Consider the following 26,929-nt stretch of genomic DNA (forward strand, 5'->3'; position numbering starts at 1 on the left):
ACGGCGCACGCCCGCGTTCTGCCCCCGAGCGCGCCGGCCCGCCGATCCCCTCAGTGCACACACCCTCCTATGTGCGCACGAAAAAGATCAGCCCCGGACCGCGGCGGGTCCGGGGCTGATCTTTCTTCTGTTGTCACACAACGTTTTCGCGGCTGTTACGTCAGCTCGCCCTGTAGAGCGCCGTCAGACCCCGTTCCATCGCACCGCGAACGCGGTGGAGGTCCACAGACGACCCGTGCGCCCCGCCCCCGTCGGCCGCACGCCACACGTCCGAGGGCTCCACACCGTCCGGCAGGTCGAGGTACCAGGCGAACCCCCGCGGCCGCGGTGGCACACCGGCCTCCACGAGGTAGGAGTTCACGAACGCGTCGACGATCTCCTGGTCGGGGTGGATCGGCACGGGCGTGCGGACGACCCGGCGCGGACCGGCGGCCCACGCCAGCAGCAGCGGGTACCCGTTGTCCGGCAAGCAGAGCAGCCGCCGGCCTTCGAGCAGCACCACCCGGTCCGGCCCGCCCGACACCTCGACGGGCTCCGCGTCGACGACCAGGAACAGGTTCCAGTCCGTCACAGGGGGATCAGTGCGCGACGGTCTCGCTCAGCGACTCGCGCTCCGCGGCGGCCCACTTCTCGACGTCCATGGACGGCTTGCCGACGTTGAGCAGGCGCGCCACCTTCGACCGCAGCGCGACGAAGCCGTCCGCGGTCCGCGTGGTCACCTGGTCGCGCTCGGCCGGCAGGGGAACCTCCAGGTTCGCCACCAGCCGCGCGGGAGAGCTGCTGAGCACCAGGATCCGGTCGCCCAGGTACACCGACTCGTCGATGTCGTGGGTGACGACGAGGACGGTCGTGTCGTGTTCACGCCGTACGCGAAGCAACAGGTCCTCCAACTCGAATCGGGTCTGCGCGTCCACCGAGGCGAACGGCTCGTCCATCAGGAGCAAAGCGGGCCGGAACGCCAGGGCGCGCGCGATGGCCACACGCTGTTGCATGCCACCGGAAAGCTGCCACGGGCGCTTGCGGGCCGCCCCGGACAGCCCGACCCACTCCAACGCCTCCGCCGCCCTCTTGCGGCGCTCGGCGCGCTTGAGGGAGCGCAGCGGGAACTCCACGTTGCCCTGCACCGTGAGCCACGGGAAGAGCGACCGCTGGTAGTCCTGGAACACCACCGCGAGGTGCGAGCCGTTCAGCTTCACGTTGCCGCGCGAGGGCTTGATCAGACCGGAGATCGTCCGCAGCAGCGTGGACTTGCCGCACCCGGACGGTCCCACCACGCACACCAGCTCGCCGGCGCGCACGTCGAACGTGAGACCGCCGATGGCCTCGTAGTCGCCATAGGTGTGGCCGAGGTCGGCCACCTCAAGCATGTTGCTCATCCCGACTCCTCGGTTGCCACGCCAACGCCCTGCGCTCCACGGCGAGGAACGCGGTGTTCAGTACGTATCCGAGCACGCCCAACAGGACGATCCCGGCCCACATGCGCTCGTTGTCGAACTCGCGCTGTGCCTGCATGAGCTGCATGCCGATGCCGTTCTCCGTGTTCACGAGCTCGGAGATGACCATCAGCACCAGCGAGAGGGAGAGCGAGACCCGCAGGCCCGCGAAGATCTTCGGCGAGGCGGCGGGGAGCACCACCCCGAGAACCCATTGCCAGCGCGGGATCTGGAAGACCGCCGAAGTGTCCACTTTGGTCACGTCGACGGACCGCGCGCCGTCGACGCTGTTGAGCAGCACCGGCCAGACCACGCCGAAGATGATGGTGGCCATCTGGGTCGCCGTGCCGGTCTTGAACAGCAGCAGGAACACCGGCACCAGCGCGGGCGGGGGGATCGAGCGCAGGAACACCAGGAGCGGGTTCGCGTACTCCATCGCCCGGTCCGACCGGCCGAGCAGCAGTCCCAGGGAGACGCCGATCACCGAGGCGATCGCCCACCCCGTCAGCATCCTGGTGATCGAGGGGATGACGTTGTCGGTGAAGTTCTCCGGCTCGACCACCCACCAGTCCCAGGCCGCCGTGACGATGTCGGACGGCGGCGGGAAGTACGGGTTGTCGGCCAGCCAGGCGCTCAGCTGCCAGACGACGACGAGACCGGCGAAGACGACCCACCGCTGGAGGAACTTGGTCACCAGGCCACCCAACGTTGCTGGATCCGCTCGAGACCGTTGTTGAGCAGCAGGCCGATCACGCCCGCGACCACGGTGCCGGCGAGCACCTGGTCCATCCGGCCCGGTCCGCTGCGGGCCTCCATGATGAAGAACCCGATGCCGAGCTGGCTGCTGGCGAGGATCTCGACGCTCACCATCACGATCAGCGCCGTGGTGGCGGCGAGCCGGATGCCGGTGAAGATGAACGGCAGCGCGCTGGGCAGTGCCACGCGCACCAGCACACCGGCCCGCCCGACGCCGAAGACCCGCGCCGTCTCGATCTGCAGCGAGTCCAGCTCGTCGAGCGCGTAGATGGTGTTGAACAGGATCGGCCACAACGCCGCGTACACCGCGAGGGTGATCTTGGTCTCCGGCCCGAAGCCCAGCATCACCAGCGCGAGCGGAATCAGTGCCACGGAAGGGATCGGACGCAGGAACTCGATCACCGCGCGCGTCGCGTGGCGGACCGCGGGAACGCTGCCGAGCACGAGTCCGGCGGGCACCGCGATGGCGATCGCGATGCCGATGGCGATCAGCAACGCCAGGAGGGTCGCCACGACGTGGCCGTAGAACGTAGGAGAGGACAGCTGCCGCACGAGCTCACCGGCCACGACGGACGGTGGGGGGAGCGCGTCTGCAGGGAGGAGGGGGGAGCGTCCTAGGAGCTCCCACAGCACGAGGAACCCGGCAATGCCGATAATTCCCCTTGTGAACGCACGCACTCGGTCACCCTAGAGAGTGGGCCTCGGGTTCACAATGCGTGAATGCTCAACTTCAGGTAGTTCTCGGCACAGCACGGCGGTTCAGCAGACCTCGACGCGCTCCACTTCGCCGAAGCTCTTCACCCATTCGGAGTCCGTCAGTCGCGCACCGTCTTTTTCACACATCTTCTTGATGATGTGCCCGCTGTCGAGGTCGTACGGCAGCAGCTCGGGGTCCTGTCCCCCGCTGCGCACCAGGAAGTCCCCGTACTGCGGCCGGTACACCGCGCGCGTCGAGTTGCCGTGCCCGACGACGTAGACGAGCCGGTCGGGAGCGCGGTCGGTCGTGTAGAGCCGCTGCACCTCGAAGATGTTGTCGCGCACCACGGCGATGCGGTCGTCGTCGGAGAACGTGACGCGGGCGCCGTAGCGCAACGCGCTGTCGAGCCGTGCGCGCAGCACGGGCGTGCCGCTCGGCACGCGCTGCCACACCTCGACGACGGACTCCGGCGAACGCTCTATGGCGAGCCACCGGCCGTCGCCGCTGTAGGTGATGCCGCGGACGTAGACCTGCTGCGCCAGCGCGGGCGCGGCGGGTTCGACGGTGCCGCCGATGCGCCAGAACTCGATCGTCGTGGTGCCGGTGGCCGCGTCCAGGACGGCGGTCGCGAGCTCGCGGCCGTCCTGGCTCAGCGCGAGGGTCTCGGGGTTGCGCACCGGCATCGGCAGCTTGCGCGGGGACCGCGGGTCGCCGAGGTCGAACAGCTCGGCGTGCTCGGACTCGTCCGGCGTCGGCAGCCCGACGTCGGTCGCGTCCCCGACCTTGCCGACGACGCGCGAGCCGTCCGCGCTGAGGTCGAGCGTCCTGAACCGGTCCGGCAGCGCCGAGAGGTAGGTGATGTCGTTCGCGTCGTTGACGGCCCACAGGTACTCGCGGCCCGTGGCGTCCCTCGTGATGGCACGGCGTTCGGCGAGCTTCACGACGCGGTGGTGGTCGGCGAACTTCTTGCCCGGCGACGCGCGGTCCTCGTCGATGCTCCACATGCGGTCGGTGCCGTCTTCGTCGGTCACCGCCGCCATCTCGCCGCGCGGTGCGACGAGCACGTCCGCGTCGTCCTTCGGCGTGCCGGTGAACGGGATGCCGCGGGCGACCGCGTTGGCGAGCCGCAGCACCTTCTCCGCCTCGGGCGACGGGTTGACCTTGTAGCCGACCAGGGCGTACCTGTCCGCGTACGGCCGCCGCTGCTCCATCAGCGCCTCGGACTCGGAGATCGCCTTGCCGCCGAGCTCGCGGTCGTGCGCCGCGACGAGCTTGCGCTCGTTGGAAAGCGCGTACACGACCGTGCCGGGCACCAACGCGATCAGCACGGCCATCACCGCGATCAGCGCCGTCGAACGGCGGGTCTCGCGCCTCGTGCTGATGTCGACGAACCTGCGTTCCTGGACGGTGAGGAACTCGCCGAGCTCCTTGGCCTTGCGCAGGCGCGTGCCCCGGTAGAGCGCGAGCGGGTCGCGGTCGCTCGCCTCCCACAGCTCCATCGCGGTGACGAGCTGCTGGTGGGTCCTGAGGTTGTCGCGTTCCTCGTCGACCCACGCCGCGAGCCGCGGCCAGCGCAGCAACGCGTCGTGGGCGAGCGCGACGCCGTCGTCGGTGACCGTCACGAGCCTCGCCTTGACGAGCTGCTCCAGCAGGTGCGGCTCGACGTCCGGCCTGCGGGTGCGGCGTTGCGCGAGTCCGTTGCGCTGCACGGAGACCAGCCGCAGGAAGACCCCTCTGGCGGCGGCGCGGTCGGCCTCGGCGAGCCCGTCGAAGAACGCCTCCGCGGCGCTCACGGCGACGTGCCCGACACCGCCGGCCTCCTCGAACCCGGCCAGCGACAACGTCATGCCGCGCTTGCGCCGCCACGTCTCGACGAGCGCCTGCTGCACCAGCGCCAGCACGTGCTGGTTCGCGGCGTCGGCGACCAGCTGCGCGACGACCGCGGTCTCGACGGTGGCGCCGATCTTGGCGGCGGGCTCGGTGACCGCGCGGCGCAGCTGGTCCGCGCTCATCGGCTCGACGGTGATCTCGCTGCCGGCCAGTCCCCGGTCGAGGCACCGCTGCCGCTGGTCGGCACGCACGGCGAGCACGACGTGCGGGCAGCGTGTGACGGCCGCGAGGAAGGCGTCCGAGCCGAGCGCCTTCTCGGCGTCGTCGACGAGCAGCACCAGCCCGGGCCGGTGCCGGCGGATCCGGGACCCGAGGTGGCCGAGGTCCTGCCGGAGCTCGTCCGCGAACTGCTCGGCCGTGACGTCCTCGAAGACCCCGGCGAGCGCCGCGGCCAGGTCACCGATCGGGTCGTCGTGGCGCGGCGTGACCACCACGGCGTCGTCGAGCGCGGGCTTCACCCCGGCGTGCAGCAACGACGTCCTGCCGGACCCGGACGCGCCGAGGACGAGGGTGAGCGGCTTCGACCGGACCGACTCGGCGATCTGCTCGACGAGGTACTCCCGCCCGAAGTACCGCTTCGCGTCCTCCTCGCCGAACGGCTCGGCGCCGGGGTACGGGGAGTTGGGCTGTGACGGCTGCAGGTGCTCGGCGGCGAGCTCGCGCCAGCGCTTCGTCCACGGCCCGGGGTCGGCCTCGCACGCCTTGACGAACGCGAGCGTCAGAGCGAGCGACGGCAGCTTCCGCCCACCGGCCGCGTCGGACAACGCGGTCGGCGAGTAGTTCGCGCGCCCCGCCAGCTCGCGATAGCTCGGTTTGCCTGCCTGGTCACGCAGTCTGCGCAGGTCACCGGCGAACCGCAGCAACGCGGTGTCCTCCGGACCCAGCGGTCGTTCCCCTCGTGGCATGCCGCCTCCTGGCCGGATTGTCCACCAGAGGTTCGGCCGCCGTCTAACGGCCCGCTAACCACCCACCACATCGGTGTGTGCTTCGTGACCGCCCAACCCCGGTGGGTGACGACGCCCCGGCCGCGGCGGTCAGAGACCGACGAGCTTGTACAGGCCGCCGACTTCCTGGCGGTTGAGGACGCGCATGGAACCGGGGCGCTGGTTGCCGAGAGACACGTCACCGACCGCGACGCGCACCAGCGACTGCACCGGGTAGCCGACGTGCTCGAGCAGGCGGCGGACGATGTGCTTGCGGCCCTCGTGCAGCACGACCTCGACGAGCGCCTTGCCGGGCACCGCGCTGATGAGCTTGAAGGAGTCGACCTTGACCGGGCCGTCGTCGAGCTCGACGCCCGCCTTCAGCTTCTTGCCGAGCCCCTTCTCGACCGGGCCGGGCACCTCGGCGAGGTAGGTCTTCTTGACGTTGTAGCTCGGGTGCATGAGCCGGTGCGCGAGCTCGCCGTCGTTGGTGAGCAGCAGCAGGCCCTCGGTCTCGGCGTCGAGCCGCCCGACGTGGAAGAGCCGCTCGGCGCGGTTGCGCACCAGGTCGCCCACGCACGGGCGGCCCAGGTCGTCCTCCATCGTGGAGAGCATCCCGAACGGCTTGTTGAGCGCGATCGTGACGACGTCCTCGCGGATCTGCACCCGCACGCCGTCGACGTGCACGACCGCGGTCTCGGGGTCGATCCGCCGCCCCTGCTCCCGCACCACCTGGCCGTCGACCTGCACCCGCCCCTGGTCGATCAGCTCCTCCGAAGCACGGCGGGAGGCGATCCCCGCCTGCGCGAGCACCTTCTGCAGGCGCACGCCCTCGTTCTCAGACATCGTCGATCGCATCCACTTCGGGCAGCAGCGGCGCGATTGGCGGCAGGTCGCTCAGCGACGACAGCCCCAACCGCTCCAGGAACAGTTCGGTCGTGCGGTACAGGATCCCACCCGTGTCGCTGTCGGTGCCCGTCTCCTCGATGAGCCCCCGTGCGACCAGGGTCCGGATCACACCGTCGACGTTGACGCCGCGCACCGCCGCGATCCGCGCCCGCGTGACGGGCTGCCGGTAGGCGATCACCGCGAGCGTCTCCAGGGCAGCGCGGGTGAGTTTCGCGCGCTGGCCGTCGAGCAGCAGCTTCTCCACGAACGGGGCGAACCGGTCCCGCGTGTAGAACCGCCAGCCGTCCCCCGCCCTGCGCAGGTCGATGCCGCTGCCGGACTCGGTGTACCGGGTGGAAAGTGTACGGAGTGCCGCCTTGACCCGCCGCACCGGCTGCTCGAGGGCGCTGCCGAGCTGGTCCTCGGCGATCGGGCTGTCGACGACGAGCAGCACGGACTCGAGCGCCGCCTCGAACGTCGCGTCGTCGGTCAGGTCGGGCAGGCCGCTGTCCTCGATGGCCTCCTCGGGGGCCGCCGCGAGCAGCTGCGCCTCGAGGGTGGCGGCGTCCTCGGCATCGGCTTCGGAGGTTTCGGCAGCCTCCGGCCGGTCGAGCACGACCGGGGCGGGCGCGACGTCGTCGAGGGCGGCGTCCGGCTCGGGCCCGGGCTTCGCGGCCTTGCTCCTGGGCTTCCGGGCCCCGGGCGTGAGCGCCGCGGCGATCGCGGGCCCGTCGAGCACGACGGGCGCGGGGGCCGCGTCGGACAGGGCGGCGTCCGCGGGCTCCTCGGCGGTGACCTCGGGCTCAGCGCCCTCGCCCCCGTCGAACGCCGGTCCCGGCTTCTCGATCTCCGCCGCGTCCGGCCCGACCAGTGGCTCGCTCATCAGCCGTAGTCCTCATCCTCGTCGCCGGCGTGCACCTGCGCCTGCGCTTGCTCCAACGACCCGCCGACCCACGTCACCTGCAGCGGCCCGAGCGGGTCCTCCTGCTCGAAGGCCAGCGACTTCTCCCGGTACAGCTCCAGCAGCGCGAGGAACCGCGCCACGATCTCCATCGTCTCGGTGCAGTCGGCGACGATCTCCGCGAACGACGCCGTGCCGCGTTCGATCAGCAACGCGCGCAGCATGTCCGCCGTCTCGCGGATCGACACGCGGTGCTGGTGGATGTGCGCGACCGAGAGGGTCCGCTTCTGCTTCGGCCGGAACGCCGCGGCCGCGATCAGGGCGAACTTCGGCGGTGTCACGCCGAGCATCACCTCGGGCAGCAGGCCCTCGAAGCGCGGTTCCAGCGACACCGACCGCGGGTAGCGCCGGAACGCGCCCTGCTCCAGCTCGGCGAACAGGGCCGCGACCTGCTTGTACGCCCGGTACTGCAGCAGCCGCGCGAACAGCAGGTCGCGCGCCTCCAGCAGGGCGAGGTCGTCCTCGTCCTCGACGTCGCCGGTGGGCAGCAGCCGCGCGGCCTTCAGGTCCAGCAGGGTCGCGGCGATCACCAGGAACTCGGTGGTCTCGTCGAGGTCCCACGAGTCGCCCATGCCGCGGATGTGCGCGATGAAGTCGTCGGTGACCCGGTGCAGCGCCACCTCGGTCACGTCGAGCGTGTGCTGCGAGATCAGCTGCAGCAGCAGGTCGAACGGGCCCTCGAAGTTCGTGAGCCTGACCTTGAACTTGCCGTCGTCCGGAGCGGGCACGGGAGCCTGCGCGGGGACGACGTCAGCGGGAACGTCCTCGGTCACTGCTCGCGCAACCTGCGTACCAGCAACGACTCCGCGCCGAGAGCCTCCAGGTCGTCCAGCACGATCGCGATCGCCTCGCGCACGACGCGGCCGCGGTCGACGCCCAGCGAGTACGACGCGCGCAACGACAACCGCGCCTGCTCCAGCGCCAGCAGCTCCTCGTCGGACACGTACACCGTGATCTTCGTGGTGTGCTTGGTCCGGCCGGAGCCGCGGCGCTGCACGGGCGCGTCGACGGGCTCTGCTGCGGGTGCGGCGGTCGAGCGGAACAACTCGGCCGCGCCCGGCAGGGTGGGGCGACGGGTCACCGGGCGATCACCTCGCGGGCCAGCGCGCGGTACGCGTTGGCGCCGGACGAGCGCGGGGCCCAGCGGGTGATCGGCTCGCCGGCGACGGTGGTCTCCGGGAAGCGCACCGTGCGGTTGATGACCGAGTCGAACACGATCTCGCCGAACGCCTCCACGACGCGGGCCATGACCTCGCGCGAGTGCAGCGTGCGCGGGTCGTACATCGTGGCGAGGATGCCGGTGATGTCGAGCTTGGGGTTCAAGCGTTCCTTGACCTTCTCGATGGTGTCGATGAGCAGCGCCACCCCGCGCAGCGAGAAGAACTCGCACTCCAGCGGGATCAGCACACCGTCCGCGGCCGCGAGGGCGTTCACCGTGAGCAGGCCGAGCGAGGGCTGGCAGTCGACCAGCACGTAGTCGTAGTGGTCGATCACCGGGCGGAGGGTGCGCACGAGGGTGTGCTCGCGGCCCACCTCGGAGACGAGCTGGATCTCGGCCGCCGACAGGTCGATGTTGCTCGGCAGGAGGTCCATGTCGTCGATCATGGTCTTGCGGATCACGTCGGGAACCGCGGTGTGGTTCTCCATGATGACGTTGTAGATCGTGGTTTCCAGCTGGTGCGGGTGCACGCCGAGGCCCACGGACAGCGCGCCCTGCGGGTCGAAGTCGACGAGCAGCACCCGTCTGCCGTACTCGGCGAGCGACGCGCCCAGGTTGATGGTCGTCGTCGTCTTGCCGACGCCGCCCTTCTGGTTGCACACAGCGAGGATCTTCGCCGGGCCGTGGTGCAGCAACGGCGGCGGGTCGGGGACGTGCCGGCGCGGGCGGCCGGTCGGTCCGATGCCGTCCAGCTGCTCGTGGGCGACGTCGTCCACCGGCGCGGCGTGCGGGGCCAGGTTCAGGTCGGCACGGGGCGCGAAAGCGTGCTCCGGTGTCGACATGGCTGGCGGTCCCTCACTGCTCGTAGTCGTCTCTCCGGGCGCAGCGTAGGCCGCACCCGTGCGAGCGGCAACGCGCCTCGCCGGTGTTTGTCAAGACTTGGTCAGACAGCGACATCCGTTCGTGTGCGCCTGTCCACCGCGGAGAGCACCACGTCCAGCAGGCCCGGGAAGAGAAGATCCAGGTCATCGCGGCGCAGCGACACCCAGCGCTGGTTGCCGCGGCAGCGTGTCCGCGTGATGCCCGCCTCGCGCAACACGCGCAGGTGCTGGGAGAGGGTCGACTTCGCGACGTCGACCTCGAAGGCCCCGCACAACCTCTCACCGCTCGACTGGATCTGGCGAACGACCGCGAGCCGTGTCGGGTCGCTCAGCGCGTGCAGCACAGCGGCTAGATCAATGGCCTGTGGGGACGGCTCGTCCAAGTTCGGCACCTGCCCACCGTACCCGTGGAAGCCTCATGTTCCAGTGGCCCGAGGGTGTGCAGTTGCGTAGACCTCCCTCAAAGTCGTAACGGTTACCAGTGTGTACACCTGAGTGGTCGTTACGGATGCGTGCCCGAGAAGTTCCTGCACCACCCGAACGTCCGCACCCCCTTCCAACAGATGGGTGGCGAACGAATGCCGCAACGTGTGGGGGGACACCGCGGCGGTGATGCCGGCCTCCTCCGCGGCGGTCTTCAGCACGGTCCACGCGCTCTGCCGCGAGAGCCGTCCGCCGCGCGCGTTGAGGAACAACGCAGGCGTGCCACGGCCTTTGGCCGCGAGCGCAGGACGGGCGCGGACCAGGTAGGCGTCGACCGCCGCCAGCGCGGGCCTGCCCACCGGCACCAGCCGCTGCTTGCCGCCCTTCCCGTCCAGCAGCACGGTCCGCTCGGTCGCGTCGACGTCGTCGACGTCGAGGCCCACCACCTCGGAGATGCGCGCTCCCGTCGAATAGAGCAGCTCCAGCAGCGCCTTGTCCCTGAGGCTTCCCGCGTTGTCCAGCAGGGTCAGCACATCGTTGACAGGTAAGGCTTTCGGCAGCCTCTTCGGCGGCGAAGGGGGATGCACGGCACGTGCTGCGTCATGGGGCACAACACCTTCACGGTGTGCGAAGCGGTGCAACCCGCGCACGGCGACCAACGTCCGTGCCGCCGACGACGCCGCGAGGCCGCTTTCCCGCAACGCGGCCAGGAACTCGCTCACGTGCGTCTCGGTCACCGCACCCAGGTCCGTCACACCGGTGGATTCCAGGTGTTCGGTGTACCGGCGCAGATCGCGGGTGTAGGAGTCGAGGGTGTTGCGGGCGGTGCCGCGTTCCACGGCGAGGTGGTCGAGGTAGGTCGCCACCAGTTCCTCAATCACGCCAGCCCTTTCAGCACGACGACGTACGAGCGACGCAGTAGAACACGGACCTGTGCCCCCGGCGGCCTCGTCCTTGATCTCCTTTGGGACACCGACCGGCGTCGTCGCAGCGTATTGCCGATATCGGCCCGCCGCATCGGATACCGTGCTGAGTCGTGTCAGAAGCATTCGGGCCGGAGCAGCAGCGCATCGGCAACCAGCAGCGCGAGGAAGCGATCACCGCGCTCAACGACCACTTCGCGATGGCGCGGCTCGACATCACGGAGTACCAGGACAGGGTGAACCGCGCGTCGGGCGCCCAGTCGTACCAGGAGCTCGCGGAGCTGTTCCGCGACCTGCCGCAGCCGCACCCGCCGTTCCTCGCACCGCCGTCGGTGCCGTTCGCGGCCGTGCCGCCGCCCCCTCCCGGTTTCCCGCCGCAGCCCACGCAGCCGTACTACCCGCCGCCCACCGGGCCGCAGCAGTACGTCGGCCCGCCGCCGCCCCCGCCCGGTCTGATGCCGCCGCCCGGCATGGGCTACGGGAACCCGGCCGCGCCGTACGGCTTCGACCCGATGACCGGCGTGCCGCTGTCGGACAAGTCGAAGGTCGCCGCGGGCGTGCTGCAGCTGTTCCTGGGCAACCTGGGCATCGGCCGGTTCTACACCGGGCACGTGGGCATCGCGGTCGCCCAGCTGCTGACCTGCGGTGGCTGCGGCATCTGGTCGTTGATCGACGGGATCATCATCCTGGTCAACGGCGGCACGGACGCCCAGGGCCGCAAGCTGCGCGACTAGATCCCCGCGAGGTTCCGGCCGACGCCCCACACGGCGGCGACGACGAGAACGGCGACACCGACCGACTTCGGCACGGATCGCCGTTCCCCGGTCCACTTTCCGCGCGTCCACCGCCCGAAAAGCCACACGGCCAGAGGGACGCCCAGCGCGAGCAGCACCGCGTTGTAGTGGAACGCGGCGACGACATCACCGTGCAGCAGCGCGTGCACCATGCGCGTGGCACCGCAGCCAGGGCATTCCAGTCCCGTGAGCCAGTTGAACGGGCACTTCGGCAGCAGGTTGCCGGGCTTGTTCGGGTCGACGAACAGCAACAGCACCGCACCCGCGCCCCCCGCCGCGAGAACGCCGAGGGGTGCCTTCAGCCGTGCGAAGGCACCCGTCAGCGTCTGCATGAGCCCAACCTACTTCTCGCGCGCGACGAACCGGGTCGGCTTGTCGCGGAAAGGCGCGTCGGCGGGACGCGGCTCGGCCCGTCCGTCGAGCACCTCGCGGGCCGCGAGCAGCCCGGCCACCGACGAGGCGTTGACGATCTCGCCGGCGAGCACCATCCGCACGGCCTCCTCGACTCCGAAGCGGTGGACCTCCAGGTCGGCCTCTTCCTCGCCCTGCACGTCGCGGTCGACCTCGGACAGCCCGCGCGCCAGGAACACGCGCACGACCTCGTCGGTGAACCCCGGTGACGCGGCGACGTCGACCAGCACGTGCCACCGCTCGGCGTCGAGCCCGACCTCCTCGGCCAGCTCGCGGCGGGCGCCGACGACCGGCTCCTCGCCCTGGTGGTCGAGCAGTCCGGCGGGCAGCTCCCACAGGTGCCTGCCCAGCGCGTGCCGGTACTGGTGGACCAGCGTGACCTGGCCCTCGTCGTCGACGGCGACGACCGCGACGGCACCGGTGTGCTCGACGATCTCGCGCTTGGCCGTGCCACCGCCGGGCATCTCGACCTCGTCGACGCGCAGCGCCAGGATCTTGCCGACGTGGAGGTCCTCGCTGGAGACCGTGCGGAAGTCGTGCCGCGCCGTCACTTGGTGGCTCCCGCCGTCGCCAGGGGGAGGCGGTCGGCCACCCGGTAGTCGATCGCGGCCTTCACGAACGCCGCGAACAGCGGGTGCGGCTTCGTGGGACGCGACTTGAGCTCCGGGTGCGCCTGCGTGGCCGCGTAGAACGGGTGCACGTCGGCCGGCAGCTCGACGAACTCGACCAGGCGGCCGTCCGGCGAGACACCGGAGAACACCAGGCCCGCGTCGGTCAGCTTCGCGCGGTAGGCGTTGTTGACCTCGTAGCGGTGGCGGTGGCGCTCGGAGACCTCCGTGGCGCCGTAGGCGTTCGCGACCACCGAGCCCGGCGTCAGCTTCGCGACGTACGCGCCGAGCCGCATCGTGCCGCCCATGTCGCGCTGGCCGGAGACGACGTCCTGCTGGTCGGCCATCGTCGAGATGACCGGCGAGCCGCCCTCCTCGAACTCGCTGGAGTTCGCGTCCTCGATGCCCGCGAGGTTGCGCGCGGCCTCGATGACCATGCACTGCAGGCCGAGGCACAGGCCCAGCGTCGGCACCCCGCGCGTGCGGGTGTACTTCAGCGCGCCGATCTTGCCCTCGATGCCGCGCACGCCGAACCCGCCGGGGATCAGCACCGCGTCCATGCCGGACAACGCGCGTGCCGCGCCCTCGGGCGTCTGGCACTCGTCGGACGGCACCCACTTGATCTCGACCTTGGCGTGGTGGGCGAACCCGCCCGCGCGCAGCGCCTCCGTGACCGACAGGTACGCGTCGGGCAGGTCGACGTACTTGCCGACGAGCGCGATCTTCACCGTCTCCGACGGGTTGTGCACGCGCTCCAGCAGGTCGCCCCACACCGTCCAGTCGACGTCGCGGAACGGCAGGTCGAGGCGGCGCACGACGTAGGCGTCGAGGCCCTCGGCGTGCAGCACCTTCGGGATGTCGTAGATCGACGGCGCGTCCACGGCGGCGACGACGGCGTCGGTGTCGACGTCGCACATCAGGCCGATCTTGCGCTTGAGCGAGTCCGGGATCTCGCGGTCCGCCCGGCACACGATCGCGTCGGGCTGGATGCCGATGTTGCGCAGCGCCGCGACGGAGTGCTGCGTCGGCTTGGTCTTGAGCTCACCGGACGGCGCCAGGTACGGCACCAGGCTGACGTGCAGGAAGAAGACGTTGTCGCGGCCCACGTCATGGCGGACCTGGCGGCAGGCCTCCAGGAACGGCAGCGACTCGATGTCGCCGACCGTGCCGCCGACCTCGGTGATGACCACGTCGGGCTTGACGCCGTCGGCGTCCGGCTCGGCCATCGCCCGGATGCGGCGCTTGATCTCGTCGGTGATGTGCGGGATGACCTGCACCGTGTCGCCCAGGTACTCGCCGCGCCGCTCCTTGGCGATCACCTCGGAGTACACCTGGCCGGTGGTGACGTTCGCGTCGCCGCTCAGGTCCCGCGCGAGGAACCGCTCGTAGTGGCCGATGTCGAGGTCCGTCTCCGCGCCGTCGTCGGTCACGAAGACCTCGCCGTGCTGGAACGGGTTCATCGTGCCGGGGTCGACGTTCAGATACGGGTCGAGCTTCTGCATCGTTACCCGCAGGCCGCGCGAGGTGAGCAACTGGCCGAGGCTCGAGGCCGTGAGCCCCTTGCCCAGGGAGGACGCGACGCCTCCCGTGACGAAGACGTGCTTGGTCGTACGTGCCTGCTGCACCAACGGGGCTCCCGTGAAAATCGTGGGGGCCGAAATCCCCCTATCCACGGGCCATAACGCTAACACGCCGCCGGTCACTCAGCGCACCACGACCCGGCAGATCACATCACCCGATCGGCGCAGCGAGGGGTTTTCCGAACCTCCCACGGCACAGCCCGGCATCAGGAAAAGTTGTCACGTGACCTTCGACGTGGCGGGGAGCGCCGCACTGGCCGTGCACGACCGTTCGGCGGCGTGGCGTTTCATCGAGGGCTTCGCGGCCGCGTGGGCCGACCCGATCGAGGCCCAGGACGGCTGGACCCGCCGGGAGCTCGCCGAGACCGAGGACCGGCTCGGCGTGCGCGTCCCCGAGGCGGTGAAGGAGGCGCTGGCGCTGTTCGGCAAGCGCCCCGACCTGACGAGCAACCAGGACCGCCTGCTCGTGCCGTCGGAGCTGCGCGTCGAGGACGACGTGCTGGTCTTCCGCGACGAGAACCAGTCCGTCGCCGCGTGGGGCGCGGCGCTCGCCGGCGAGGACCCGGAGGTGCTGGTCAAGTTCGACCTCGTCGACAAGCGGGAGGAGCACTGGGACGCCTGGCTGCCCCGGTTCTCGCTGGCGTGCGTGGAGATGGTGCTGTCGGAGGCGTTGTTCCGCGACGGGGCCGAGACGGCCGACAGGGAGATGTCCGGTGCGGACACCTCCCTGCTGCACGACAACTTCGTCGCGTTGCCGGTGCGCAGTCCCGGCACCCGCTGGTTCGCCGGGGACGACGTGATCGTCCGCGAGGACACCGACGAGTGGCTGTGGGCTCGCGCCCGCACGCCGGAGGCGTTGGAGCTGCTGCTCGAACGGGTCCCCGGCGACTGGACGACGGAGTACTGAGCGCCTAGTGCGGTGACCACAATCCTCACCGGGTTGCGCGCGGCCCAGGTGGACGCCTCGCGGCACCTCCCCCCCGCCCCCGTACCACCAGTACGAGGACGTGGGGGAGGCACCACGATGCATCGCCCTGGACCGGTCGCAACCCGGCAAGGGTTCGTGATCACCGCACTAGCCGGCCGTCCCGGGCGAGGACGCCTCGGCGTTGCCGGCGACGCCGTACCGGCCGGAGCGGCCCTCCAGCTGTTCCCGCAACGCCATCACGACGACGACCTGCCCGGCCGGGCTGTCGGCGTTGTCCACGGTGGACAGGATCGACGTGGCGTTGGTGTCCGCGCGGACGACGCCGATCGCGCCGGTGCCGTTCGCGGACCCGCCGGCGCCCGCCAGCACGACGCCCGCGCCGGACCGGTCGAGCTGCGTCGAGAAGCGGGCCATCGTCGACGCGCGGTCGGCCGCCGAGTCACCGGTCGCGGCACCACCGGTCAGCACGATCGCGAGCTGCGCGGGCTTCATGCCCGAGGTCGCCTTCACGAACCCCGCGTTGGTCAGGCCCGCGAGCGCGGACGCCGCCTCGTCCGGCGTGGCCTGCGGCTCGTTGTTGGACGGGTTGAGCAGCAGCAGGGTCCCGAACAGGCCACCGGCGCGGGTGCCGGGGTCCACGGCGGTCGGCAGCTGCGAGCCGGCGGGCTGCAGCCGTGCCACGAGGTCGCGCAGCTGGTCGCCGCGGGACGGGTCGGTGAACGCGTCGGTCAGCTGGATCTCGCCGGTGAGGGTGGCGCCCGCGGACTTCAGCAGTCCCGCCAGCGCGTCCCGGTCGGACGGACGCGCGTCGGAGGTCGTGACGATGACGACCGTGCGGTCGGTGAGCCGGTCCTTGACCGCGAGCGGCCCGACGGACGCGGCGAACTCGTCCGCCTCGCTCAGCTTGGCGTTCAACGCGTTGCGGTCGTTCTGCAGGTCGTTCACCTGCTGTCCCAACGAGTTCTTCTCGTCGCTCAGGCCCGACAGCAGCCGACCGCTGATCGCGGTGGACCCCAGCACGACCCCCACCGCGAGCGCGAGGAACACCGCGGTGATCGAAACTATGTGGTATCGCAGCGTGATCACGAGAAGAACCCCTTGAACCAGTTGACGACGGACTGCCAGCCGTCGACCACGACGTCGACGTAGACGTGACCGACACCGGACACCGCGAGCGCGGCGGCCATGGCGGCGACCGCGGCGGCCACCAGCAGGACGATCACGCCCAGCGAGACCCGGCTGCGGTGCAACGTCGCGACGGCCTCCCCGTCGACGAGCTTGCTGCCGAGCTTGAGCCTGGTGAGGAACGTGGAGGGGTTGGAACCGGAGTGCCCGCGGTCGAGGAACTCGCGCAGCGTGGCGCGCAGTCCGACCGTGACGACGAGGGACGCGCCGTGTGCTTCGGCGAGCAGCAGCGCGAGGTCCTCGGCGTTGCCGGAGGCGGGGAACGTCACCGCGCCGATGCCGAGGTCCTGGATCCGCTGCAGGCCGGGCGCGTGGCCGTCGGTCTGCGCGGGGACGACCACCTCGGTGGCCTCGCGCAGCGACGCCGTGCCGATGCCGTCGGGGTCGCCGACGATGATGTCCGGCTTGAGCCCGGCGTCGTGCAGGGTGTCCGCGCCGGCGTCGACGCCGATCAGCACCGGCCGGTACTCGCGGATGTACTTGCGGAGCTTGCGCAGCTCCTCGGCGTGCGACGGCCCACCCGCGACGACGAGCACCTGCCGGTCGCGCATCGGCACGTAGACCTCGGGCACGCCGACGCCGTCGAGCACGAGCGCCCGTTCGCGGCGCAGGAACTCGATCGTGTTGGCGGAGAAGGCTTCCAGCTGCGCCGACATGCCTGCCTTCGCCTCGATCATCGCGTCGGCGATGCTCTCGGCGTTCTGCTCGGTGCCCCTGGCGACCTCGCGTTCGCCGGCGTAGACGACGCCGTCGAGGAGCCGGACCTTGGTGCCTTCCTTGATCTCCCGCAGCGCGACCGCGCCGACGTTGTCGATCAGCGGGATGCCCGCGTCGACGAGCAGCTCCGGGCCGAGGTTGGGGAAGCGCCCGGAGATGGACGGCGACGCGTTCACGACACCGACGACCTCGGCCGCCACCAGCGCCTCCGCGGTGCGCCGGTCGAGGTCGACGAGGTCGAACACGGCGACGTCGCCGGGACTGATCCGCCGCACCAGGTCGCTCGCGCGCCGATCAACCCGCGCGACGCCCGTGACACCGGGGAGTTCGTGGTTGGTGCGGCTCAGCAGCCCGGATAGCTTCATGCGCCGATAGTGGCTCACGGTGCGCACGCGACAGGTGAGGCACGCCGGGCGTTCTGCGGCTGGTCAGTCGTCGGGGTGAACCACCACGCCGGCGAACGCGAGCACCACCGCGGCGAGCAGGACCCAGATCCCGGTGCCGAACCCCGCTTCCAGCGCGGGGTCGATCGCGATGTTGCCCTCGCGGTGGAAGCTGATCGCGTTCAGCAGGTAGACGAACAGCATTCCGGTGACGCCCGCGAGCGCCGCCGCTCCGGCGTAGGCGGCCTTCCGCCACCGGATGCCGAGCAGGACCGTCGCGGCCGCGACGACGACCGGGATGGCGAACAACGGGCCGTGCTCGTCCTTCGTGCCGCCGAAGTGCGTGCTCCAGCCCGTGGTGACGTAGGCGGTCTGCGGCTGGCCGGGTGCGAGCCGGATGAGCAGTTCCGAGAACGGCAGGAACGTCGCCGCCACGGCGGCCGCCGCCGCCACCGCCAGGAGCGCGATGCCGAGGATCCTCACGCCGCCTCCCGTTGGACGGCGACGGCGCCGACGAGCGCGACCAGTGTGCCGACGACCAGGAACACCAGCCCGAAGCCGAGCGCGAAGTCGCCCTGCTGTTCGACGGCGTGGCCGCGTTCGGAGACCAGCAGCGCGGCGGTGACGCCGACGGCACCGGCTTGGGCGGCGGCTCCGGCCAGTGCGGCCCTGCTGACCCAGATGCCGGCGACGAGCAGCGCGGCGCTGACGGCGATCGGCACGCCGTACCAGGGCGACAGGTCACCGGCGGGCCAGTCGCCCGGCTTGTTCAGGACCTCCGTGCCCCACGCCCTGACCACGACCTCGACGCCACCCGCGTACACCGTCGAGTACCACGGCAGCACCATGGCCGTCGCGGTCAGCACCACCCCGGCCGCGATGAGCGCGACCGCCGTAGGTCTTCCGATCACTGCGGCTCCTGCTGTCGCTCGATGCCGAAGGGCGGCGTGTCGTCGTCGGCGTCGAGCTGGTGCACGACAACCGCCTCTTCCTCGTGGGGTTGCTGCTGTTTCCGCTGTTGCGCGAGCACGGCGCCCACGAGCCCGACGACCGCTCCCGCGACCAGCAGGTACGTACCGACCTTGAAGGTGTACTCGAACGACTCGCCGCCGCCCGGCCACGACTCCCTGATCGTCCGCTCGTGCAGGACCTGGGTGACGTAGTAGAACACGATCCCGGCCAGCGCTCCGGCGCCGACCAGTGCCGGCGCGCGTCCCCTGTCCCGGAACAGGAGCACGGCCGCGAGGACGAGCAGCGCGGCGCTGAGCGCGACCGGCGTCCCGGCCGCGTAGTAGGCGACCTCGTCGTCCTGCCCGACGACCGGCGTGTCGGACATGACCACCCACAGCGACGTCGACACCGACCGGTCGGGTCCGTAGCCGTGGAAGACCATCTCGTAGGTGGTCTGGAAGCTGCCGACGACCACCGTCGCCGCCGCCAGCACGAGCAGCACCGGCGCGATCTTCCGCCGGTCAGTCATTCTTGGGCTCCACCACCACCGGGAACCCGTACGGCGGCGTCTCCATGTCGTCCGGAGGCTCCTCGAGCTGGTGGATGACCACGCCGTCCGACGGCTCGGGCTCGGGACCGCGCGGCAGCTCCTGGTGCAGCACCGCCGACACCACGGCCACCCCGGCCGCCACGACCAGCAGCGTGATCCCGGCTCCCTGCTCGACCTCGAAGGGCACCGGCACGGGCACGTCGGTGTCCCGCAGCCTGCGCACGACCGTCTGCACGCCGCTGACCGCGGACCAGGCCACGCCCGCCAGCAGACCGGCCCCGAGCAGCGATCCCACCCGCGCCGCGGGAACCCGGAACGCCAGGACCGCCGACAGCACCATGACCAGCGCGGCCACGACGACCGCCGTGCCGAGCTCCAGGGGCGAGAGCATCAACGCGTCGCCCAGGTCGTCCCGCTCGACCGCCCAGAGCGTGCTCTCGAACCGGAACGTGCGGTTCCTGAACGGCACCTGGACGGCGTAGGCGGGCAGGAACGTGGCCGCCACCGCGAGCCCGGCCGCGACGAACACCAGCACCGCCCCGAACACCCGGCGCGTGGTCACAGATCCGGTCCACCTTCCACCGCACGACCGCGTGCGTCCGCTGACCGGTGATCGGTCACGAACCCATCATGCCGAAGATCGGGCGGAACAGCGGATCAGGGCGCCGGGAAACGAGAAGTGGCGCGGCACCTCTGCGGGTACCGCGCCACCACGTCGTTCGAGGCCGTGCTGTCAGGCCTTCTTCTTGCGCCGCCGCACCACCGGGGCCGCCGACTTGTCGGCCTTCGCCGCCGCCAGCAGTTCCTCGGCGTGCGCGCGGCCGGTGTCGGTCGAGTCCATGCCCGCGAGCATGCGGGCCAGCTCGACCACGCGCTGCGTCTCGTCCAGCTTGCGCACCGCGGACCGCGTGAACGTGCCGTCGGCCGACTTGTCGACCACCAGGTGCCGGTCGGCGAACGCCGCCACCTGCGGCAGGTGCGTCACGACGATGACCTGGTGCGAGCGGGCCAGCCGGGCGAGGCGGCGCCCGACCTCGACGGCCGCTCGGCCGCCGACGCCCGCGTCGACCTCGTCGAAGACCAGGGTCGGCACCGGGTCGGAGTGCGACAGCACCACTTCCAGGGCCAGCATCACGCGCGAGAGCTCGCCGCCCGACGCGCCCTTGTGCACCGGCAGGGCCGGGGCGCCGGGGTGCGAGATCAGGCGCAGCTCCACGTCGTCCACGCCGGACGCGCCGGCGTGCAGGATCGAGCGGCCGACCGGCAGGGCCTGCGCGTCGCCCGACTCGGCGTGGCGCGGGCGCACGGCCAGCTCCACCGAGGCGTGCGGCATCGCGAGGCCGTCGAGCTCCTCGGTGACGGCCCTGCCCAGTTCGAGGGCGGCCTCGCCACGCGCGGCGGTGACCCGTTCGGCCAGGCCGGCGAGCTCCACGGCCAGCGCGTCGCGGCGCTGCGCGAGACCGGTCAGGGCTTCCTCGGAGGTGTCGAGCCCGTCGAGGCGGGCGCGGGCGTCGGCGGCCCACGCGATCACGCCGTCGACGTCCGCCGCGTACTTGCGGGTGAGCGCCTTCAGCTCGGCCTGGCGCTGCAGCACCGCTTCGAGACGACCGGGGTCGGCCTCGAGGTGGTCCAGGTAGCCGGAGATCTCGGCGCCGACGTCGGCGAGCAGCGTGGCGGCCTCGACCAGGCGCGGTTCCATCTCGCGCAGCTTCGGGTCCTCGGACGAGGACAGGCGGCGGGCGGCCTCGGAGATCAGGCCGAGCGCGCCGGGGTTGTCCGGGTCGCCCTCCAGGGAGCCGGACACCGCGTACTGCGCGCCCTGGGCGGCCTCGCGGAGCTGGTCGGCGTCGGCGAGGCGGCGGGCCTCGTCGTGCAGCTCGGCCTCCTCGCCCGGCTTGGGGTCGACCGCGTCGATCTCGGTCAGGCCGTGCCGCAGCAGGTCGGCCTCGCGCGCGAGCTCGCGGGAGCGTTCGGTGCGCTCCTTGAGCTCCGTCGAGACGCGCAGCCACTCCTCGCGCACGGACTGGTAGGAGCGCAACGGCTCCGCCACGTCCTCGCCGGCGAAGCGGTCCAGCACACCGCGCTGCTCGGTCGGGCGCATGAGCCGCAGCTGGTCGTTCTGCCCGTGGACGGCGATCAGCTGCTCCGCCAGCTCCGACAGCACGCCGACCGGCACGGAACGGCCGCCGACGTGCGCGCGGGAGCGGCCGTCGGCGCCGACGGTGCGGATCGCGATCAGCGACCCGTCCTCGTCCGCCTCGCCGCCGACCTCCTCGGCCACCTTCGCGGCAGGGCTGCCCGCCGGGGCCTGGAAACGGCCCTCGACCACCGCCTTGTCCGCTCCGGTGCGCACGCGGGACGCCTCCGCACGGCCACCGCCGAGCAGGTGCAACCCGGTCACGACCATCGTCTTGCCCGCGCCCGTCTCACCGGTGACCACGGTGAATCCGGGATCTAGTTCCAGGGTGGCCTCGTCGATCACGCCAAGGCCATTGATGCGCATCTCGGCCAGCACAGGGCGAACCTTACTTGTCGAGTCCGACATTTCCTCGCGGGCACCGTAACGAGACAGTGCCGACGCACCGAGCGGCGCGATCAGCCTGCCGATGGTCCCCGCCATCCCTTCACCGGCAGATCGAACTTCTCGACCAGCCGGTCCGTGAACGGTGCCTGGCGCAGCCGCACGAGCCTGAGCGGCACCTCGCCCTCCACGATCTCGATCCGCGCGCCCGCGGGCAGCTCGAACGTGCGCCGGCCGTCCGCGGACAACGCCGCAGGATGCCCCGTGGCCTCGATCTCGAACGCGACGTGCGACTTCGGCGACACGACCAGCGGCCGGGCGAACAGCGCGTGCGCGTTGCTCGGCACCACGAGGATCGCCTGCACGTCCGGCCACACGACCGGTCCGCCGGCCGAGAACGCGTAGGCCGTCGAACCCGTCGGCGTCGCGCACAGCACGCCGTCGCAGCCGAACGCCGACACGGGCCGTCCGTCGACCTCGATGACGACCTCGAGGATGCGTTCGCGGATCAGCTTCTCGACGCTGACCTCGTTGAGCGCCCAGGTCTTCACGACGACCTCGCCGCCCACCGTCGCCACGAGGTCGAGCGTCATGCGCTCTTCCACGAAGTAGTCGCGTTCCAGCACGTGACCGACGGCCTCGTGGACCGCGTCCGAGTCGGCCTCCGCGAGGAACCCGACCCGGCCGAGGTTGACGCCCAGCACCGGCACCCGCGCCGGACGCGCGAGCTCGGCACCGCGCAGGAACGTGCCGTCACCGCCGAGGACGAGCACCAGCTCGGTGCCCTCGGCGGCGTGGTCGTCGGCGGGCACGACCTTGGTGCAGCACGACGGGCCGAGGTCACGCGCCTCGTCGTCGAGCACCCTCGTCGTGACGCCCCCGACCGCGAGACGGCCGGCCACCTGACGGGCGAGATCGATGTTGCTCTGGTGCCCGGTGTGGACGACCAGCAGGACTTCCCTCATTGGGGCCCTTCTTCGACGGCGGTGCGCACCATCTCCGCGGGGTCGACCGGGTCGCCCTTGCGGAGCCAGAGGAAGTACTCGACGTTGCCGGACGGACCGGGCAGCGGGCTCGCGACGACCCCGTGCACGGCCAGGCCCAGCTCCTGCGCGGCCCCGGTCACCTCGAGGACGGCCTCGGCCCGCAGCTCCGGGTCGCGCACCACGCCACCCGAGCCCAGTCGTTCCTTGCCGACCTCGAACTGCGGCTTGACCATCGGCAGCAGATCGCCCTCCTCGTCGAGGCACGCGGCCAGTGCGGGGAGCACCAGCCTCAACGAGATAAACGAAAGATCGGCCACCACGAGTTCAACGGTGCCGCCGATGTCCTCGGGCGTGAGGGTGCGGACGTTGGTCTTGTCCTTGACCACGACCCGGTCGTCGGTCTGCAGCTTCCAGTCGAGCAGACCCCGGCCGACGTCGGCCGCGACGACCTGCCGCGCGCCCTTGCGCAGCAGCACGTCGGTGAAACCGCCAGTGGATGCGCCGGCGTCGAGGCACCGCCTGCCGGTGGGGTCGATCTTGAAGCCGTCGAGCGCGCCGATGAGCTTGTGCGCGCCCCTGGAGGCCCAGTTGGGGTCGTTGTCGATGTCCTTGACGACGACCGCGTCGGAGGTCTCGACGGCGGTCGCGGGTTTCGTCGCGACGGTGCCGCGGACCTTCACGCGACCGTCCGCGACGAGTTGGCTGGCGTGCTCACGGGACCGGGCTAGCCCCCTGCGCACGAGTTCGGCGTCGAGCCGCACTCTGCGAGGCACTGTGCATCACACCTTGTCGATGCTCGACAGTGCGTCGGTGAGCGTCGCGTGCACGGCGTCGAACCGCGCCACGTGCTCGGCGAGGGGAACGGTCTCGAGCCCGTCGAGCCGCTCCAGCGCGCCGGCGATGGCGGCGGCCGGGTCGGGCGGCGGTCCGGGCAGGGGGTAGTTCACGGATCTACGGTAGCCGATGGAGTGCGGAGAGGTCGGCGCCGACGTACGTGGGCCGCTGCTCGGCCGGAAGCGCTTGCGCGTCTTCCTCCGTCGACACGCCGGTGAGCACGAGCAGGGAGTCCATGCCCGCGTTGACCGCGCCGAGGATGTCGGTGTCGAGCCGGTCGCCGACCACGAGCGGCCGTTGCGCGCCGAGGTCCTTCGCCGCCTGCTGGAGCAGCGGCGTGGCGGGTTTGCCGGCGACGAGCGGTTCCTGGTCGGTGGCGGTCTTGAGCGCCGCGACCAGGGAGCCGTTGCCGGGCAGGAGCCCGCGTTCGGTGGGCAGGGTGGCGTCGACGTTGCACGCCACCCACAGCGCGCCGGAGCGGATGGCGACCGCGGCCTCGGCCAGCTCGCGCCAGCCGAGGTCCATGGACAGCCCCTGCAGGACCGCCACCGCGCCGTCGGCGGTGTCGGTCGGGACGAGCCCGCGCTTGAGCACCTCGGCCTCGAGGGCCTTGGTGCCGAGCACGAGCACGGTGGACCGCCGGTCCAGGCGTTCGGCGAGCATCGCCGCGCCTGCCTGCGAGGAGGTGCTGACCTCCTCGACGCTCGTGTCGAACCCGAGCTCGAGGAGGTGGTCGGCGACCGCCTGCGGGGAGCGGGAGGCGTTGTTGGTGACGAACCGGATCCCGACGCCGTGCTCTCTCGCCTTCGCGACGGCTTCCACCGCGCCCGGCACGACCTCTTCGCCGCGGTACACGGTGCCGTCGAGATCGATCAGCAGGGCGTCGTACCGGTCGACCAACGTCTCGCTCACTGCTGCCCGTTCTCCTCGGGGACGGTGTCGTCCTGGGTCAGCTCGAACGCGCGCTCGGCGGCGTCCGTCTCCCCTTCGTCGTCGGCCTCGGCGGCGTTGAGGAACCACTTGACGGCTTCCTCGGTGCGGCCGGCCGCGGCCAGGTTGTCGGCGTAGGCGTAGAAGAGCCGCGCGGAGTAGGGCGTGCGCTGCCCGGGGTCGAGGTCCGGCCCCTGCAGTGCGACGACGGCCGCGTCGAGCTGGCCCATGTCGCGACGAGCGCCGGCCGCGACGATGCGCAGCTCGATCTCGTCCTCCTGGCTGAGCTCCTTGGCCGACGGGTCCTTGGCGAGGTCGATGGCCCGCTCGGGACGCCCGAGCGCCCGCTCGCAGTCGGCCATGATCGCCAGGTGGCCCGGTCCGGCCATCATCCGGCGCGCGGCCCGCAGCTCGCTGAGGGCCTCGGCCCACTCGTCCGCGAAGTAGGCGGTGAGACCCGCCGCCTCGCGCACGACACCGACCCGCGCCGCCTTGCTGCGCGCGTACCGGGCGTGCTCCAGGGCGAGCTCCGGCTCCTCGTCGATCAGCAGCCCGGCCGCGGCCAGGTGCCGTCCGACGATCTCCGCGAGCCCCTTGGGCAGGCTGCGCAGCTCGGCCTTGATCTCCGGGTCGAGCAGGGAGAGGTCGGCCTCCTCCGGCAGCTCGGGACGACCACCGCGGGGAGCGGGGGCCTCGTCGCGCTCGGCCTGGGGCTCGTCGGCGTCACCGCGGGCGTCGCCGGCCTCCTGGGCGGCGCCGTCCTCGTCGTCACCGGACTCGTCGTCGGTGTCGTCGGCGGCCGGGGCCTCGGTGGCCGTGGTGGCGTCGGCGTCCTCGTCGGCGCGAACCTCGGCCTCGTCGGACTCGTCCGCGGAGACCTGCTCGCGACCGGCGGCGGCACGGCTGGCCGCGGCACCGTCACCGAGGCGGTAGCCGGCGCGCTCGCCGGTCGGCGCCTCGGAGCTCACCTCGGCGGGAGCCGCCTGGCCGGTGTTCTCCTGGTCGGCCCGACGCTCCTGGAAGCGCGCCGCACGCTCACGGCTGCGCTCGTCACGACGGTCGTCCGTGCGCGAGTCGCGGCGGTCGTCGGAACGCGAGTCACGACGGTCGTCGGTGCGGGAGTCGCGCCGGTAGCCACCGCGATCGTTCGAGTCGTCCTTGCGGTAGCCACCGCGGTCGTTGGACCGGTCACCACCGCGGTAGCCACCCCGGTCACCGGAGTCGCTCTTGCGGTACCCGCCGCGGTCGCCAGAGCCCTGACCCCGGTTGCCACCGCGGTCGTCGGGCTTGCGGTACCCGCCCCGGTCGTTCGAGTCGTCCCGGCGGTAGCCGCCGCGCTCACCCGAGCGCTCGCCGCGGAACCCACCGCGGTCACCGCGGTCGTTGGACCGCTCGCCACCGCGGTAGCCACCCCGGTCGCTCGACTCGCTCTTGCGGAAGCCACCGCGGTCGTCGGAACGGTCACCGCGGTAGCCGCCGCGGTCGTTGGACCCGCGGTACCCACCGCGGTCACCCGAGTCGTCACGGCGGAACCCGCCGCGGTCACCACCGCGGTCGGAGCGGAAACCGCCGCCCGAGCCCTCGCTGCGCCGGTAGCCGCCGCGGTCGTTCGAGTCGTCACGGCGGAAGCCGCCACGGTCGTTCGACCGCTCGCCGGAACGCTCGCCGCGGAAGCCACCACGGTCGGAGTCGCTCCTGCGGAAGCCACCGCGGTCATTGGACCGGTCACCACCGCGGTAGCCGCCGCGGTCACCGGAGTCGTCCCTGCGGAACCCGCCCGGACGACCACCGCGGTCGTTCGAGTCGTCACGGCGGTAGCCGCCGCGGTCGCTGGAACCCTGGCCGCGGTACCCGCCGCGGTCACCGGAACGCTCGCCGCGGTAGCCGCCACGATCGCCGGAGTCGCTCTTGCGGTACCCGCCACGGTCTTCGGAACGGTCACCGCGGTAACCACCGCGGTCACCCGAATCGCTCTTGCGGTAGCCGCCGCGGTCGTTCGAGTCGTCCTTGCGGTAACCGGGACGGTCACCGGAACCCTGGCCGCGGTAGCCACCGCGGTCCGAGTCGCTCTTCCGGTAGCCACCGCGGTCGCTCGAACGGTCACCGCGGTATCCACCGCGATCGCCGGAGTCGTCCTTGCGGTAGCTGCCGCGGTCGCTGGCCCCCTGCCCGCGGTAGCCACCGCGGTCACCGGAGCCGGCGCGGTTGTCTCGACGGTCACCGCTACTGGTGCGGTCGCCGGAGCCTTCACCACGCTGTGAGTTGCTGCTGAACTTCCGATCGCCTGCGGGACGGCCACCCTCGGAACGGCGCGGTCGGTCTCCCTGGCCACGCTGACGGTCGCCGGGACGATCCCCGAACCTGGACACCAATTCCTCCTACTACTGTGGACACGCTGAAAGGGGCCTGTGAGCAAAGCACTGTAATTGTGCCCCGCGATCACAAGCCCCTTCAGGGAAGTAAAGTTCGGCGGCGACCTACTCTCCCACACCGTAACCAGTGCAGTACCATCGGCGCAGAAGGGCTTAACTACCGGGTTCGGAATGGGACCGGGTGTTTCCCCAACGCTATAACCACCGAAACACTATGGAATTCACAACCCGAACCCCGAACCAGC

The 26,929-nt window shown here is 71.4% G+C and carries 29 protein-coding genes and 1 rRNA gene; 2 read left to right on the forward strand and 28 right to left on the reverse strand.

Translation table 11 applies throughout. The annotated features are described in order from the left end of the window. Positions 1–160: 160 nt before the first annotated feature. From VF330_RS20545 to xerD, 12 genes are all read right to left on the reverse strand, one after another. Positions 161–571 carry a DUF5956 family protein gene (locus tag VF330_RS20545; protein ID WP_330853253.1) on the reverse strand — a complete coding sequence of 137 codons (411 nt, stop codon included), beginning with the start codon at positions 569–571 and terminating at the stop codon, positions 161–163. A gap of 7 nt (positions 572–578) precedes the next feature. Beyond that, positions 579–1,376 (reverse strand): ABC transporter ATP-binding protein, encoded by a 798-nt coding sequence (locus VF330_RS20550; protein ID WP_330853254.1) that lies wholly within the window; start codon positions 1,374–1,376, stop codon positions 579–581. Next, positions 1,360–2,127 (reverse strand): ABC transporter permease, encoded by a 768-nt coding sequence (locus VF330_RS20555; protein WP_330853255.1) that lies wholly within the window; start codon positions 2,125–2,127, stop codon positions 1,360–1,362. Before VF330_RS20555 ends, VF330_RS20550 begins: the two co-directional genes overlap by 17 nt. Further along, positions 2,124–2,867 (reverse strand): ABC transporter permease, encoded by a 744-nt coding sequence (locus VF330_RS20560; protein ID WP_330853256.1) that lies wholly within the window; start codon positions 2,865–2,867, stop codon positions 2,124–2,126. Before VF330_RS20560 ends, VF330_RS20555 begins: the two co-directional genes overlap by 4 nt. A gap of 81 nt (positions 2,868–2,948) precedes the next feature. Further along, positions 2,949–5,681, reverse strand: coding sequence for a helix-turn-helix transcriptional regulator (locus tag VF330_RS20565; protein WP_330853257.1), 2,733 nt, complete (start codon positions 5,679–5,681; stop codon positions 2,949–2,951). 129 nt (positions 5,682–5,810) lie between these two features. Continuing rightward, a complete protein-coding gene (locus VF330_RS20570; protein WP_330853258.1) occupies positions 5,811–6,545 on the reverse strand; it encodes a pseudouridine synthase in 735 nt (244 codons plus the stop codon). Then, positions 6,538–7,470 (reverse strand): SMC-Scp complex subunit ScpB, encoded by a 933-nt coding sequence (gene scpB / locus VF330_RS20575; protein ID WP_330853259.1) that lies wholly within the window; start codon positions 7,468–7,470, stop codon positions 6,538–6,540. The genes VF330_RS20570 and scpB overlap by 8 nt, the downstream gene beginning before the upstream one ends. Then, positions 7,470–8,276 carry a segregation/condensation protein A gene (locus VF330_RS20580; protein ID WP_330853279.1) on the reverse strand — a complete coding sequence of 269 codons (807 nt, stop codon included), beginning with the start codon at positions 8,274–8,276 and terminating at the stop codon, positions 7,470–7,472. Before VF330_RS20580 ends, scpB begins: the two co-directional genes overlap by 1 nt. A gap of 41 nt (positions 8,277–8,317) precedes the next feature. Continuing rightward, entirely contained in the window at positions 8,318–8,629 is a 312-nt protein-coding gene (locus VF330_RS20585) for a hypothetical protein (RefSeq protein WP_330853260.1), read from the reverse strand. After that, a complete protein-coding gene (locus VF330_RS20590; protein WP_330853261.1) occupies positions 8,626–9,549 on the reverse strand; it encodes an AAA family ATPase in 924 nt (307 codons plus the stop codon). The genes VF330_RS20585 and VF330_RS20590 overlap by 4 nt, the downstream gene beginning before the upstream one ends. A 101-nt stretch (positions 9,550–9,650) precedes the next feature. Then, positions 9,651–9,980, reverse strand: a complete 330-nt coding sequence (locus VF330_RS20595; RefSeq protein WP_285644500.1) for an ArsR/SmtB family transcription factor — start codon at positions 9,978–9,980, stop codon at positions 9,651–9,653. 24 nt (positions 9,981–10,004) lie between these two features. Continuing rightward, positions 10,005–10,892 carry a site-specific tyrosine recombinase XerD gene (gene xerD, locus VF330_RS20600; RefSeq protein ID WP_414675413.1) on the reverse strand — a complete coding sequence of 296 codons (888 nt, stop codon included), beginning with the start codon at positions 10,890–10,892 and terminating at the stop codon, positions 10,005–10,007. Positions 10,893–11,047: 155 nt separating this feature from the next. Here xerD and VF330_RS20605 point away from each other — a divergent pair, with 155 nt between their 5' ends. After that, a complete protein-coding gene (locus tag VF330_RS20605; protein ID WP_330853262.1) occupies positions 11,048–11,668 on the forward strand; it encodes an NINE protein in 621 nt (206 codons plus the stop codon). Here VF330_RS20605 and VF330_RS20610 read toward each other — a convergent pair. From VF330_RS20610 to VF330_RS20620, 3 genes are read right to left on the reverse strand one after another with little or no spacing between them, the layout of a single operon-like run. After that, on the reverse strand, positions 11,665–12,060 hold the full coding sequence (locus VF330_RS20610; RefSeq protein WP_330853263.1) for a DUF2752 domain-containing protein: 396 nt from the start codon (positions 12,058–12,060) through the stop codon (positions 11,665–11,667). The genes VF330_RS20605 and VF330_RS20610 overlap by 4 nt on opposite strands. Before the next feature lie 9 nt (positions 12,061–12,069). Then, on the reverse strand, positions 12,070–12,690 hold the full coding sequence (locus VF330_RS20615) for an NUDIX hydrolase (RefSeq protein WP_330853264.1): 621 nt from the start codon (positions 12,688–12,690) through the stop codon (positions 12,070–12,072). Continuing rightward, positions 12,687–14,372 carry a CTP synthase gene (locus tag VF330_RS20620; RefSeq protein WP_414675414.1) on the reverse strand — a complete coding sequence of 562 codons (1,686 nt, stop codon included), beginning with the start codon at positions 14,370–14,372 and terminating at the stop codon, positions 12,687–12,689. The genes VF330_RS20615 and VF330_RS20620 overlap by 4 nt, the downstream gene beginning before the upstream one ends. A gap of 178 nt (positions 14,373–14,550) precedes the next feature. Between VF330_RS20620 and VF330_RS20625 the strand changes: the two genes are divergently transcribed. After that, positions 14,551–15,234, forward strand: a complete 684-nt coding sequence (locus tag VF330_RS20625) for a hypothetical protein (RefSeq protein WP_330853266.1) — start codon at positions 14,551–14,553, stop codon at positions 15,232–15,234. 168 nt (positions 15,235–15,402) lie between these two features. Here VF330_RS20625 and VF330_RS20630 read toward each other — a convergent pair whose 3' ends face one another. The 13 genes from VF330_RS20630 to rrf form a co-directional block, all read right to left on the reverse strand. Next, positions 15,403–16,341 (reverse strand): copper transporter, encoded by a 939-nt coding sequence (locus VF330_RS20630; protein WP_330853267.1) that lies wholly within the window; start codon positions 16,339–16,341, stop codon positions 15,403–15,405. Beyond that, positions 16,338–17,522, reverse strand: a complete 1,185-nt coding sequence (steA, locus tag VF330_RS20635) for a putative cytokinetic ring protein SteA (RefSeq protein ID WP_330853268.1) — start codon at positions 17,520–17,522, stop codon at positions 16,338–16,340. The genes VF330_RS20630 and steA overlap by 4 nt, the downstream gene beginning before the upstream one ends. Positions 17,523–17,585: 63 nt before the next feature. Beyond that, positions 17,586–18,023 carry a hypothetical protein gene (locus tag VF330_RS20640; RefSeq protein WP_330853269.1) on the reverse strand — a complete coding sequence of 146 codons (438 nt, stop codon included), beginning with the start codon at positions 18,021–18,023 and terminating at the stop codon, positions 17,586–17,588. After that, positions 18,020–18,451, reverse strand: coding sequence for a hypothetical protein (locus tag VF330_RS20645; RefSeq protein ID WP_330853270.1), 432 nt, complete (start codon positions 18,449–18,451; stop codon positions 18,020–18,022). Before VF330_RS20645 ends, VF330_RS20640 begins: the two co-directional genes overlap by 4 nt. Further along, a complete protein-coding gene (locus VF330_RS20650; RefSeq protein ID WP_330853271.1) occupies positions 18,448–19,020 on the reverse strand; it encodes a hypothetical protein in 573 nt (190 codons plus the stop codon). Before VF330_RS20650 ends, VF330_RS20645 begins: the two co-directional genes overlap by 4 nt. After that, positions 19,013–19,603 carry a hypothetical protein gene (locus VF330_RS20655; RefSeq protein ID WP_330853272.1) on the reverse strand — a complete coding sequence of 197 codons (591 nt, stop codon included), beginning with the start codon at positions 19,601–19,603 and terminating at the stop codon, positions 19,013–19,015. The genes VF330_RS20650 and VF330_RS20655 overlap by 8 nt, the downstream gene beginning before the upstream one ends. A 171-nt stretch (positions 19,604–19,774) precedes the next feature. Beyond that, a complete protein-coding gene (gene recN, locus VF330_RS20660) occupies positions 19,775–21,556 on the reverse strand; it encodes a DNA repair protein RecN (protein ID WP_330853273.1) in 1,782 nt (593 codons plus the stop codon). An 80-nt stretch (positions 21,557–21,636) separates the two neighbouring features. Next, positions 21,637–22,527: an NAD kinase gene (locus VF330_RS20665; protein ID WP_330853274.1), complete on the reverse strand. Its 891-nt coding sequence runs from the start codon at positions 22,525–22,527 to the stop codon at positions 21,637–21,639. Next, positions 22,524–23,321: a TlyA family RNA methyltransferase gene (locus VF330_RS20670; RefSeq protein ID WP_330853275.1), complete on the reverse strand. Its 798-nt coding sequence runs from the start codon at positions 23,319–23,321 to the stop codon at positions 22,524–22,526. Before VF330_RS20670 ends, VF330_RS20665 begins: the two co-directional genes overlap by 4 nt. Before the next feature lie 6 nt (positions 23,322–23,327). Next, a complete protein-coding gene (locus tag VF330_RS20675) occupies positions 23,328–23,495 on the reverse strand; it encodes a hypothetical protein (RefSeq protein ID WP_330853276.1) in 168 nt (55 codons plus the stop codon). A 4-nt stretch (positions 23,496–23,499) separates the two neighbouring features. Further along, positions 23,500–24,294: an HAD-IIA family hydrolase gene (locus tag VF330_RS20680; protein ID WP_330853277.1), complete on the reverse strand. Its 795-nt coding sequence runs from the start codon at positions 24,292–24,294 to the stop codon at positions 23,500–23,502. Further along, positions 24,291–26,681, reverse strand: a complete 2,391-nt coding sequence (locus tag VF330_RS20685; RefSeq protein ID WP_330853278.1) for a hypothetical protein — start codon at positions 26,679–26,681, stop codon at positions 24,291–24,293. Before VF330_RS20685 ends, VF330_RS20680 begins: the two co-directional genes overlap by 4 nt. 95 nt (positions 26,682–26,776) lie before the next feature. Continuing rightward, positions 26,777–26,893, reverse strand: a 5S ribosomal RNA gene (gene rrf / locus VF330_RS20690). Positions 26,894–26,929 lie beyond the last annotated feature (36 nt).

The organism is Lentzea sp. (genome assembly GCF_036380075.1).
Lineage (GTDB): Bacteria > Actinomycetota > Actinomycetes > Mycobacteriales > Pseudonocardiaceae > Lentzea.